Consider the following 12,292-nt stretch of genomic DNA (forward strand, 5'->3'; position numbering starts at 1 on the left):
GAGTGTGGCACATGGCATGATAGAGATATCAATGCTGCTAAGAACATCCTTGCGGTCGGGCTTGACCGTCTAGCTGTAGGAATCCCCTCGGTTTAGCGAGGGGAGGAAGTCAATCTGATATTAACGTCTATAATGACCCTAAATAAAAATTTATAATTATATAAAGAGTATTCTTATGCAGTTATTTGACTCGGATCAACCACAAAAAAGCGAAGCTGAAAAGCAAGCCATCTTAGCACGAGTACAAATGCCTGAAGACTGGAAGTTGGCACTGGCAGATGAGCTGACTTCGCAGAATATGGATAATTTACGAGATTTTTTAAGGCAAGAATATGGGTCTGGTAAGAGTATTTATCCTAAAGCCAGCCAAATGTTCAATGCGTTTAACCTCACCCCCTTATCAGAAGTAAAAGTAGTCATTTTAGGGCAGGATCCCTATCATGGCCCAGCTCAGGCAATGGGTTTGTCTTTTTCTGTGCCTAAGATGATTCCGATGCCGCCCTCACTACGTAATATTGTAAAAGAGATGGCAGATGATATTGGTACCGTTCCGCCCAAGCATGGGGATTTAACCCATTGGGCAAAGCAAGGCGTACTGCTTTTAAATGCTTCTTTGACGGTACAAGAAGGTAATGCGGGCAGCCATCAAGGTAAAGGCTGGGAGCAGTTTACCGATGCCGTAATCGATGTGGTAAATGAGCAAACCTCAAATACAGTATTCATCCTGTGGGGTAGTAAGGCCAAACTTAAAGGCAAGTTTATTGATACCGAAAAGCATTTGATATTATCGGCTGTGCATCCCTCTCCTTTAGCAGCCAATAGAGGGGGCTTTTTCGGTTCTAAGCCTTTTTCAAAAGCTAATGAGTATCTAGTACAACATGGCAAAACGGCTATTGATTGGCAACTGCCATAATAACTTTGGACATAATAACTCTAGGGAAGCTTAAGTCTGGTTTTAATATAAAACCATTTTAATAAACGCTCATTAAAAGTCAGATAAATGATTAATATAAACCGCTTAAAACCCCAGTTAAAACCTAGTAGTTATATCGACTATTTGTCCGAAGCCAACTACTGGCCACTTAGTGACGTGGAGTTTATGCAAGCGGCTTTGGCTTTGGCCAAAAATGGGGCAGCCAGAGAAGAAGTTCCTGTTGGGGCAGTGTTGGTGCATGAGGGCCAGATTATTGGAGAAGGGTTTAACCAGTCCATACTGAGCTGTGATCCCACCTCTCATGCCGAAATAGTGGCGCTTCGAGAGGCCTGTAGCGGCATACAAAACTATAGATTGCCGGCGAATACAACGTTATATGTCACTTTGGAGCCCTGTACCATGTGCCTTGGGGCCTTAATACATGCAAGGCTAGCAAGGTTGGTATTTGCCACCCAAGAGCCGCGGGCAGGAATGGTAGGCAGTCAATTGAACTTAGCAGAAATGGATTTTTACAATCATAAAATCGAGGTAAGCTCTGGTTTATTGCAGCCTGAAAGCCAAAAAATATTGAAGTCTTTTTTTAGAGCTCGACGCAATAAAAAAAAGAAGTCAAATTTGTGTATAAATCGTTAATATTATCTAGTGGTGCGCTTCTATATTTGTTATAATCTTGCACTATTTGCGTTTGCAGAGTTATTAATAGGCTTGTATTTAAACTATTAACTAAAATTCTAATTTGAAAAACGCTAAAAACGCATTTAATTGGCAACAATAGCCAGTTGTAATTAGTAAATAAACTTAGAGCTAGCAAACTTAATATAGCAGTAGGTGGTAAAAAGATGAGTTTTCCTGTTATTACAATTGATGGCCCAAGCGGCGCAGGAAAAGGCACCCTTTGTTTGAAGCTGGCTCAAGCTTTGAATTACCACTTACTAGATTCTGGCGCTCTTTATCGTATAGTCGGTTTAAAAGCGTTTGAAGCCGGCTTGCTAGCGGATCAAGAATTGACCGCGGTAGACGAAGATAATATTGCCAAACTAACTGCGCAATTAGATATTCAATTTCTTCCACGAGACAGTGGTGAAGTTGATATTGTGGTCGATGGCACGAGTGTCGCCGGCGAGATAAGAAATGAAACCGTGGGCGGTTATGCTTCACGAGTGGCTGTTTTACCTAAAGTAAGATCGGCATTATTAGAATTACAGCAGAATATGGCCAATAATTCAGGTCTTATCGCTGATGGTAGGGACATGGGAACAGTGGTATTTCCTAATGCGGATGCCAAGGTATATTTAACCGCTAGCGCCGAAGCTCGAGCAGATCGCCGAGTGGAGCAGCTCAAGCAAGCGGGACAAAGTGCAGACTACGAAGCGATCTTAAGCAGCATTAAGCAACGCGATGAGCGTGATGAGAATCGCAGCGTTGCTCCGTCCAAGCCCGCTGAAGATGCTTTACTGTTAGACAGCTCCCAATTGGATGCTGAAGAAGTTTATAGAACAATTAAAAAATTCTGCCAAACCAAGGGTATTTGTTTTAGCGAATAAGTTAAAATTAGCAAATAAGGCAGACTCCCAAACTTAGACTCATCTTTTGAGTTATTTAGTTTGGGTTATACCCTAACAAATTTAACGTTTTTTTCAAATGAAGATGAAAAGAGCAAAACCAGCGTCAATCTTTTATCTTCATTAACTTGAACCGTACTGTGCTGGACAGGATACGGCTATATTAAGGTAATCATAATGGAATCATTTGCTGAACTATTTGAAGCGAGTCTAGAAGAGCAGGGTCTTGATATTGAGCGTGGCTCAGTTATCAGCGGTGCTGTTGTAGCAATCGATAGCGATTGGATTACAGTTGACACTGGTTTGAAGTCTGAGGGTGTGGTAGCTCGTGAAGAGTTCTTAGACGAAAATGGCGAGCTTGAAGTAGCAGTGGGCGATAGCGTTGATGTTGTTGTTGAAGCTGTTGACAACGGTATGGGTCAAACCCTACTGTCACGTGAAAAAGCTAAACGTGTTGAAACATGGAATGCGCTTGAGAAACTATTTGAAGGCGATGAAATTGTTAAAGGTATCATCTCAAGCAAAGTAAAAGGTGGTTTTACTGTTGATGTTGGTTCAGTACGTGCTTTCTTACCAGGTTCATTAGTTGATGTTCGTCCAATCCGTGACACTACGCACCTTGAAGGCAAAGAACTAGAATTCAAAATTATTAAATTAGACCAAAAACGTAACAACGTAGTTGTTAGCCGTAAAGCGGTTATGGAAGCTGAGAACTCAGCTGAGCGTGAAGAGCTACTTAATAAGCTTGAAGAAGGTATCGAAGTTGAAGGTATCGTTAAAAACTTAACTGACTACGGTGCATTCGTAGACTTAGGTGGTATTGACGGTCTACTACACATTACTGATATGGCATGGCGCCGTATTAAGCACCCATCAGAAGTGGTTGAAGTGGGTCAAGACCTTAAAGTTAAAGTACTTAAGTTTGACCGTGAGCGCAACCGCGTAAGCCTAGGTCTAAAACAACTAGGTACAGATCCTTGGGATAACGTAAGCGGTACTTACCCAGTAGGTAGCATCGTTAAAGCTCGCGTAACTAACCTAACTGATTATGGTTGTTTCGCTGAGATCTCTGATGGTATCGAAGGTCTAGTACACGTTTCAGAAATGGATCACACTAACAAAAACATCCACCCATCTAAAGTTGTTCAGATTGGTGACGAAGTTGACGTTATGATCCTAGATATCGATGAAGAACGTCGTCGTATAAGCTTAGGTATCAAACAAACTCTACCAAACCCATGGGAAGAGTTCGACAAGAAATATGACCGTGGCGATAAGCTAACTGGTACTATCAAGTCAATCACTGACTTCGGTATCTTTATCGGTCTTGACGGTGGTATCGATGGTCTAGTTCACCTATCTGATATCTCTTGGAACGAAGCTGGTGAAGAAGCTATCCGTAACTACAACAAAGGCGACACTGTTGAAGCTATGGTTCTATCAGTTGACGCTGAAGCTAACCGTATCAGCCTAGGTATCAAGCAGTTAAGCTCTGATCCATTCAATGAGTACTTAGTAGCTAACGATCGTGGTTCAATCGTAACTGGTACTGTTAAAGAAGTAGATGCTAAAGGTGCTACTATCACTTTAGCTGACGAAGTTGAAGGTTACTTACGTGCCTCTGAAATCCAGCGTGATAAAGTTGAAGATGCTACTAAACATCTAAACGAAGGCGATTCTGTTGAAGCGAAAATCATCAGCGTTGATCGTAAGTCACGTGGTATTAGCTTATCAATTAAAGCTAAAGATGAAGCTGAAGAGCGTCAAGCTATTAAAGAGCTGGGTAGCACTCAAGCTGCTCCAGAAGCCCAGCCAAAAACTATTGGTGACTTAATCAAAGAACAAATGCAAGAAGACTAATCTTTGATAAATAATCAATAGCTATAAGCTGTTAAAAAAAAGGAGTACCTTAGGGTACTCCTTTTTTATGGTCAGTTTTTATGGCCAATTATTTGATATTATTCTATAAATTGAAATAATAGTTCCACAGATGCCGTAACTTATGATTTAATATCAACAGGCTATGAAATATGCTGACTTATAAAGCACAAGGTTTTCCTTAGGTTTGAAAGTCCTATTTTTGTAGTTCGTTTAGATAGCCATTATGATATTAGGAATGGTCATTTGCTTATAAGGTTTTTAAAGGACTATAACTTTAAAGGTATTTCAACTAATAATTAAGGTCACAAGGATATGACAGAAGTTATAAATAAATCAGATTTAATTCAGAATGTCTCTGCACGTTGCGACTATATCTCTGATGCAGAGGTTGATGAAGCAGTTAGAGAGATTATTGATTTACTTTCTGAAAAACTAATTGAAAATAATCGCATTGAAGTTAGAGGGTTTGGAACTTTTTGTTTACACCATCGTGATGCCAGACAGGGCCGTAATCCTAAGACTGGAGAAGCAGTTATGGTGCCGCAAAAATCTATTCCTCATTTTAAGCCAGGTAAAGCATTACGTGAAGGCGTTAATGATAAATGGATGTAAACGTAATAGGTTTAATGATATCCTGTAACCCTTACTTTTTATATGTTAATTACATTAGGTGTTTGACTTGAAAGCTCGATTTAGAAGATCATCACGCTTTACCCGTAACACTACTATCCTATTCACTCTTATCGCTTCACTGCCATTAGTTGCTTATGCAGCTGGGGGCAGTTCTGCTGATATTGCTATCCAAACTTCGGCTTACGGGGTTCATGTTGCCTTACTGATATTTTTCGTTGTAATGTCAGTATTTGTCTCTTTTATCTGTTCAGTATCTGAAGCCGCGATATTAACCATGACTCCCTCCTATGTGGCTTCTATCGCAGAAGAGAATCCCAAAAAATCGGCGATGTTAAAAGAGATTAAAATAGACAAAATTGATCAGTCTATTGCCGCTATTTTGACCTTAAATACAGTGGCGCATACTGTAGGGTCTTTAGGGGCAGGTGCTCAGGCTACAATTGTCTTCGGAAGTGAATGGTTTGGGGTATTCTCTGCACTCATGACCCTTTTAATCTTGATTGGTTCGGAAATTATCCCGAAAACTTTAGGAACTGTCTATTGGCGTAGCCTGTCTGGACCAGTAGCTTATTTTGTTAAAGCCATTATATTTTTACTATATCCTCTGATTTGGTTCTCAGAAAAGATTACAAAATTGCTAACTCGAGGTAAAAAAGCTCACACTTTTAGTCGTAATGAATTTGCTGCTTTAGCGAGTGTGGGTGAGCAGTCGGGTCAAATTGATCCTTTAGAGTCGCGAATTATTAGAAACCTTTTAGCCTTTGGGGCGATTAAGGTTGAAGATATTATGACACCAAGATCAGTTATGCATGCCTTTGATCAGTCAATCACAGTGGCAGAACTACTGGCAAACCGACCCAAGCTTATGTTTTCTAGACTGCCCATTTATGATGAAGACTTGGATAAAGTCACAGGCTTCGTTTTAAAATCAGACATTTTATTGGCAAAAGCCAATAATCATATGGACAAACCGTTAGAGAGCTATAAGCGTGAAATTACTTTCGTATTCTCTAAGATGAAGTTGTTTGATTTACTAGATTTAATGCTCAATAGCCGTATTCATATTGCTATCACAGTAGGAGAGTATGGTGAGGTCAAAGGCTTAGTAACCTTAGAAGATGTGTTAGAGACGCTACTTGGCTTAGAGATTGTGGATGAAGTCGATAGAGTAGAGGATATGCAAGCCTTGGCTCGTCAAATGATGCAACGCCGTTCAGCGCGTTTAGGTATGTTGGTCGAAAATGATGACAATAACGACGAGTAATCATGAGTAAAGATAAAGTAACTTACTTTAATTTGTGACTAAATATTACAAGCCGTTAATAATCAGCTAGGATAAGTCTACTTTAAATGTAGTAATATAAATAAGCTAGGCTAAGACATTTACAACAACTATAGCGACAGTCTTCAGCTTAAATTCACGAATATTACCTTAAGGAAATTATGATGAAGAGTTTATTTGGCTCTAGAAAATCTTTAGCTGGTGCTTTGGCTCCAGTAGCTATGATTGCTGCGGTTAGCTTTGTTGCGACTCCTGCCCAAGCAGCAATCAATGAAGCTGCTGTGCAAAATTATGCCACTCAAATGAAGCAAGCCGCTAACAGCAAAAATGTCAGCAAAGTCTCAAGCTTGGTGGCAGATGAAGCATTGATCTCACTATCGCGCCGCGGTAAAACCACCAGTTTAGATAAAGCGGCGTATTTGAAGCTATTACAAGACAGTTGGTCAAAGTCTACTAACTATAGCTATGATATCTCTATCTCTAACATAGTGATCAGTGGCGAGCAGGCGAAGGCCGATGTCAAAACTGTGGAAACTTGGGTAAGAGATGGTCAACAACGGACTATGAGCACCACCTCTCGAGCTACTTTGAAATCTGACAATAATAACGCTGTACTTTTGAGAGCAGTTTCACAAGTTACTATTGAATAAAATACCCTGATTATCCGTTTCGAAAAAGTTTGTAATATTTACAAACTTTTTCGTTTTTTGTATTGATGAAAATACTGATATACTCAAGCGTTGAAAAGCTGTCCATTAGTTAAAGTTATTAGTAAGACCTGTATTTATTAAAAAACTATTATACTGCGCAGCAAGTTGTTTTTTATCTACTTTTAAAGTTTTATCTGCTTTTAAAGTTTATTGTATAAACTATAAAACTGTTTATTCACTTATCACTCTGGGTTGTTATTGTCATGAATTTTAGAAACACCACTATTCAATTTTGTAAGCTACCTTTAGTCATTGCTATAGGCTCAGCTCTTTTAGCTGGCTGTAATAGCACAGCACCGGTACAAGGTACACAACAGGTGACTCGAGTCCCCGTTGCACAAAATGAAGCGGTATCTAATGTTCCAGCTACCCGAGGGTACAGCACTTCTTTATTAGATGATGAAAGCTTGGCAGAGCTAGAGAACTTATTGGAAGCCACCGACATGAAGATGGTGGAAGACGATAAGCTAGCCATTCAGCAGTATGGTAACTTATGGGATAGGATGCGTGCTGGATTCCGTATGAGCCAGAACTATGGTTATGGTCAGCAGCAAAGAATTGATGCCCAGAAGAACTGGTTTATTAGCCGTCAAGAATATATCAATCGTCTAACGGCCCGTGCGAGTCGTTATTTATATCACACTGTGCGTGAAGCTGAGCGTCGCAACATCCCAACAGAGCTGGCTTTATTGCCTGTTATTGAGAGTTCTTACGATCCAACGGGTACCAGTAACGCAGCGGCTGCAGGCTTATGGCAATTCATTCCAAGTACTGGCCGCATCTATGGTCTAACTCAGACCCCAACTTATGATGGGCGCCGCGATGTTATTGAATCAACGCGCGCAGCTTATGACTTTTTAACGTCACTACATAACCAGTTTGGTAGCTGGGAATTGGCTCTAGCTGCCTATAACGCGGGTCCTGGTCGGGTTCAAAAAGCCATTGATGCCAACCGTGCTAGAGGTTTGCCTACCGATTACTGGTCACTTTCATTGCCTACTGAGACCATGCATTACGTGCCTCGCTTTATGGCGGTGGCACAAATTGTAAAAGACACCGGTCAATACAGCATTTATTTACCAGCCATTGCGAATCGTCAGCATTTTAGAAGTGTGCCAGTCAACTATGGCGTAAGTTTAATGGAAGTTTCACAGTTAACTGGAGTGAGTTATGATGAGTTAAAAGCTCTAAACCCTTCTTTAAGCAGTGGCCGAGTTGACAGTGCAGGACCAAACCGTGTCATTATTCCTAACCAAGTTAACGTGGTAGTAGACTCTAAGCTAAGTAGTCTAAATGGCAGTGGTGGCACCATTTTGGCTAGCAACACAAACAATAGCTCTCCTTATAATATCCCTGATTCACAATATCAAGTGCTTTCAAAGTCCCCTGAAGGTTTAGCAGAGTTTGCGAGTAAAGCGCGTGCTCCACAACAAAACAGTAGCTATATTGCCCCAACGCCTTCATTTTCACCTGGGGTGACTATAAGTGAGCCCCCTATTAGTGCCAGTGAAAAGAAAAGAATTGAATCTGAGCTTGCGGCATCAAATACGTTGCCAACTACTTCTGCTCAGTTGACTAAGAACGATACCATCGTCCAAGAGCCGCCTTTATCAGCAGAAGAAAAAAGCTTTATTTCACAACAGATTCGTCAGCAGTCTCCAGAAGTGGGCGAAGTGGTCAGCTCGGTTGATGGCAACATTAAACTTGAAGCCATTCAGACCCAGCAGTCTATCTTAGAAGCGCGCGGTGAAGAAAAGAAAATAAGCTTTGATCGTCCCAGTTCTTCACAACAGCAAACCACCCCACCAAAACCAACGGGCACCCGTAGTACCTATACGGTACAGCGTGGCGATACCTTGGTTAATATTGCCTCACGAGCAGGCTTAAACTGGCGTGATATCGCAGATTGGAACCAAATTAATCCTAACTCTACCTTATTGGCAGGTACCAGCTTATACCTCTACAATGCTAAGCCAATCAAACCGTTAGATACAGCGGTAGCCAAGCCTGATGCCACTCAAGCTGACGCTCAACCAAATACCTATATTGTACGCCCAGGCGATACTTTAATCGGTACCGCCAATCGTGTGGGACTAAGTGTCTCTCGTTTGGCAAGTTATAATGGTTTGCCAACGAATGCTCAGTTGCGTGCAGGTCAAAAGCTGTGGTTAATCCCAGGTATGGTTAAAACCAGTGAGACTAGCAGCAGCTCAAGTAGCTCTTCATCGGTTTATAGCGGTAAGACCCAGTCTTATACCGTGCAACGTGGAGAGGGCTTGATAGGGCTTGCGTCACGCTTTAATGTTCCAGTGACTACTTTGGCGGCAATGAATGACATGAGCCCCAATGAGCAGTTACTGGTAGGACAGCGTCTAACGGTACCTGCAGGATCAACAAGTTCAAGCGGCAGTGCTAGTTCATCAAGCTCATCAAGTAACAGTAAGACGAGCTCTTCAAGCGCTTATAGCGGTGAAACCACTAGCTATACAGTAAAATCGGGTGAGACGCTGATCGGCATTGCTAATAGAATTGGTGTGCCTCATACCCAAATTGCTGAAATCAATAACTTCTCAGCGACCACTCAATTACAAAGGGGTCAACGTATTAAGTTACCTGCTAGTAAGCAGCAAGTCGCTCGTAGCTTGAATAATCAGACCATCAAATATAAGGTTCAGGCAGGGGATTCCTTAACCAATTTGGCTAGCCAGTACAATCTATCTGTTGCTGATCTTGCTAAGGCTAACAATCTAAGTGTTACTTCAAACTTATTGATAGGTCAGGTTATTACCATTCCAGGCAGTGGCTCAGCGGCTACGAGTAGTAGTGCATCGAGTACTGCTCCTGCTACCCCTACACGTACCTCGAGTAGCTCAAAAGCGAACTATACGGGTACTTATAAGGTGAAAGCAGGAGATGGCTTAATTAACTTGGCTCGAGAGTATGGGGTGTCTACTGCTGAGTTGGCTGAAGCTAACAATATCAGCCCGACAGCAGGATTGTTTGTTGGTCAAACCTTGAAGGTTCCAAATACCAAAGCCAACACTAGCAGCGCCTCTTCTAGCTCTAATACCAGTAGCAGCGCTTCTAGTTCTAGCTCATCACCTGCAGTGACGACGAGTGGTAATTACACCGTCAAATCTGGTGATTCATTGACTCGCTTAGCCAATCAATACGGTATGAGCGTTAGTCAGCTAGCCAGCGCCAATGGCTTAAAGAATAATGCTGATCTAAGAGTGGGTCAAAAGATTACTATTCCTGCTACTACCACCAGCTATAAGGTGAAATCTGGTGATAGCTTAATCGGTTTGGCGAAGAAGTATGGTATTACCCCAGAGAAATTAGCAGAAATGAACGGAATTAGCAGTACTGCCATGTTGCAACTGGGCCAAACCCTTAAGGTACCCGTTCAATAAAGTGCTATTAAGTCAATAAGCTTTCATTAAGCGTGTAAGCCATGACAACTTAGTAGGGCATGAGGCATAAAAAAAGAGCTCAGTTTAAAACTGGGCTCTTTTTTTATTTTTAACGGTATAAGGTATTTATAATGGCGAGAAAATGCTTAATTAAACCGGTCTGTTTCAATAGGGCTGATATCAACTCCTAACCGTTTAAACAGTTTGCATCTTTAAGGACTCTAAATAGCTACGTATGTTGGTTACATAGTCCATGCATTGAACATAGCGAGAGTTCTGACTGGCATGGTCTGACATATAGGCGTATACATTTGACCAACTATTTGGGTTTTTACCGTCTTTCTCAATTTTTTTCTGAATGCTTTTGATTGCATTAGGACCCATGTTATAAGAGGCCAAAGCAAACCATAGGCGATCTGGATTGGGCACTTCTGCAAAAGCCTCTTTCATTTGCTCTAGATAACGAGCACCACCACCAATACTTTGATACGGGTCTACTCGGTCTGATACTCCCATGGCTTTAGCGGTATTATTGGTCAACATCATCAGACCACGTACGCCAGTGGGAGAGATGGCATTGGCATCCAAATGCGACTCTTGATAGCCCATGGCCACTAACAGCTGCCAGTCATGATTATAGGCGCTGGCTTGCTGCTGAAATGAGGACTTATAGCTTGGCAGATTAGCTGTTAAAGTCTGTTCAAAATGCTTACGGTTATAATCGTCTTTTAATAAAGTTTGATCATAAAAATTGGCAATTTTGGTGGTATTGATTAACTGACCATCGTCACATAAGAAGTGACTTGCTTTTATAGCCAAAGGGTCAGTGCTACTTCTAAAGCTCCAATTGGTTTTGGGGTGAAGTCCATTGGCGACCAAGGTGCTGTCAAAGCCACAGCTAATATTAATAGAGGCCACGCCAGACTCTGTGCTTAGCTTGGTGCTGGCTGTGGTTAAAGCCATATCAGCCTTACCTTTGCGTACTGCAGCTAATGCGTCAGCATCAGAATCATATTGTTTTACTTGTAAATCAACGCCTAAATCATGAGCGTAGGAGCGAGCGATATCAAAGCCAAACCCATGCTCGAAGCGGTCTGTTGAAAAATAAGTACTATTACCTTTTACCGAAGCTAGGGTTAAAGTTTGCGAGGCCATAACGGTCTCGTAAGCTTCCGCCTGAGTGGTGAATAGCGCTGTGGTCAGACTTTTCGCTGGCAACGATAACAGAGCAATGCCAGAGATTTGCGCTAGCATTTTGGTCTTAGCAAACTTCTTGTTCGCTGCAGGACGTTTGGAATTAGGTAGACTACGATGTAGGGGAGTTAAAAAATGACGAACATTTTTTGAACGGTTTGAAGGTGTGGTAAATACATAAGATGAAATAGAGTGGTTGTCTTTGCGATTTATCCAATTCGATAGTCGTTGCATGGATGGCTCCGTTGTCCAACTATCCATACTGTGTAGAGTTTAATACACCATTGTATTAAAGTCTCTTTAAGCCACAGTCATGAGCAATATAGACGTTATATACAGCTTTTAGCCATCAAGCTACCTAGGGCCATTCAGCATCAATAAAGGGGGGCAAAAACACAAATAGCCCTTATTATTGATCATATAACGCTTGATTTATCAAAGACAATATCTGAGTAAAGCTAAAGCTTATACCCTCTTGAAAAATCAAAAATATTGCTAACAAGACGAATTAAAGCACTCCTAAGCTAAATACCATAACTCATATTAATTTATGGTAAAGCCCATCCAAATATAAAGTAGCCGCTGTCTTGTCTCAACAAACGGCTAACTTCATAAATATAGGGCTTATGACCCAGTATTGAAGATATTTAAATAAAAATATGTCTTTTTAAATTTACCAATAC

At 41.3% G+C, this 12,292-nt stretch carries 9 protein-coding genes and 1 pseudogene; 9 read left to right on the forward strand and 1 reads right to left on the reverse strand.

Annotation, left to right across the window (positions count from 1 at the left end; all coding sequences use genetic code 11):
* From A1019T_RS13275 to A1019T_RS10750, 9 genes and pseudogenes are all read left to right on the forward strand, one after another.
* A pseudogene (locus A1019T_RS13275) lies at positions 1 to 96 on the forward strand (RNA-guided endonuclease TnpB family protein); the annotation flags it as partial.
* A 79-nt stretch (positions 97 to 175) separates the two neighbouring features.
* Complete coding sequence (locus A1019T_RS10715; protein ID WP_077451628.1) at positions 176 to 913, forward strand: uracil-DNA glycosylase; 738 nt, start codon at positions 176 to 178, stop codon at positions 911 to 913.
* Positions 914 to 1,000: 87 nt separating this feature from the next.
* A complete protein-coding gene (gene tadA / locus A1019T_RS10720) occupies positions 1,001 to 1,567 on the forward strand; it encodes a tRNA adenosine(34) deaminase TadA (RefSeq protein WP_077451629.1) in 567 nt (188 codons plus the stop codon).
* Positions 1,568 to 1,773: 206 nt separating this feature from the next.
* Positions 1,774 to 2,478 (forward strand): (d)CMP kinase, encoded by a 705-nt coding sequence (gene cmk, locus A1019T_RS10725; RefSeq protein ID WP_077451630.1) that lies wholly within the window; start codon positions 1,774 to 1,776, stop codon positions 2,476 to 2,478.
* A 195-nt stretch (positions 2,479 to 2,673) separates the two neighbouring features.
* Positions 2,674 to 4,356, forward strand: coding sequence for a 30S ribosomal protein S1 (gene rpsA / locus A1019T_RS10730; protein ID WP_077451631.1), 1,683 nt, complete (start codon positions 2,674 to 2,676; stop codon positions 4,354 to 4,356).
* Between the two features lie 333 nt (positions 4,357 to 4,689).
* Positions 4,690 to 4,989, forward strand: coding sequence for an integration host factor subunit beta (locus tag A1019T_RS10735; RefSeq protein ID WP_077451632.1), 300 nt, complete (start codon positions 4,690 to 4,692; stop codon positions 4,987 to 4,989).
* Between the two features lie 67 nt (positions 4,990 to 5,056).
* The gene (locus tag A1019T_RS10740) at positions 5,057 to 6,274 is read left to right on the forward strand and encodes a CNNM domain-containing protein (RefSeq protein ID WP_244156639.1); all 1,218 of its coding nucleotides are present in this window, start codon (positions 5,057 to 5,059) and stop codon (positions 6,272 to 6,274) included.
* 179 nt (positions 6,275 to 6,453) lie between these two features.
* The gene (locus tag A1019T_RS10745; protein WP_095532612.1) at positions 6,454 to 6,942 is read left to right on the forward strand and encodes a hypothetical protein; all 489 of its coding nucleotides are present in this window, start codon (positions 6,454 to 6,456) and stop codon (positions 6,940 to 6,942) included.
* A 263-nt stretch (positions 6,943 to 7,205) separates the two neighbouring features.
* Complete coding sequence (locus A1019T_RS10750; protein ID WP_077451634.1) at positions 7,206 to 10,415, forward strand: lytic transglycosylase; 3,210 nt, start codon at positions 7,206 to 7,208, stop codon at positions 10,413 to 10,415.
* A 195-nt stretch (positions 10,416 to 10,610) separates the two neighbouring features.
* On the opposite strand, the gene A1019T_RS10755 is transcribed toward A1019T_RS10750, so the two are convergent.
* A complete protein-coding gene (locus A1019T_RS10755; RefSeq protein WP_077451635.1) occupies positions 10,611 to 11,843 on the reverse strand; it encodes a transglycosylase SLT domain-containing protein in 1,233 nt (410 codons plus the stop codon).
* Positions 11,844 to 12,292 lie beyond the last annotated feature (449 nt).

The sequence above is a fragment of the Psychrobacter piechaudii genome (assembly GCF_900162825.1).
Lineage (GTDB): Bacteria > Pseudomonadota > Gammaproteobacteria > Pseudomonadales > Moraxellaceae > Psychrobacter > Psychrobacter piechaudii.

What these genes read in the sequence shown, in the direction of transcription:
- A1019T_RS10715 (WP_077451628.1), top strand. Translation starts at nt 176, where the DNA reads ATGCAGTTATTTGACTCGGATCAACCACAAAAAAGCGAAGCTGAAAAG.
- rpsA (WP_077451631.1), top strand. Translation starts at nt 2,674, where the DNA reads ATGGAATCATTTGCTGAACTATTTGAAGCGAGTCTAGAAGAGCAGGGT.
- A1019T_RS10750 (WP_077451634.1), top strand. Translation starts at nt 7,206, where the DNA reads ATGAATTTTAGAAACACCACTATTCAATTTTGTAAGCTACCTTTAGTC.
- A1019T_RS10745 (WP_095532612.1), top strand. Translation starts at nt 6,454, where the DNA reads ATGATGAAGAGTTTATTTGGCTCTAGAAAATCTTTAGCTGGTGCTTTG.
- A1019T_RS10735 (WP_077451632.1), top strand. Translation starts at nt 4,690, where the DNA reads ATGACAGAAGTTATAAATAAATCAGATTTAATTCAGAATGTCTCTGCA.
- cmk (WP_077451630.1), top strand. Translation starts at nt 1,774, where the DNA reads ATGAGTTTTCCTGTTATTACAATTGATGGCCCAAGCGGCGCAGGAAAA.
- tadA (WP_077451629.1), top strand. Translation starts at nt 1,001, where the DNA reads ATGATTAATATAAACCGCTTAAAACCCCAGTTAAAACCTAGTAGTTAT.
- A1019T_RS10755 (WP_077451635.1), bottom strand. Translation starts at nt 11,843, where the DNA reads ATGCAACGACTATCGAATTGGATAAATCGCAAAGACAACCACTCTATT.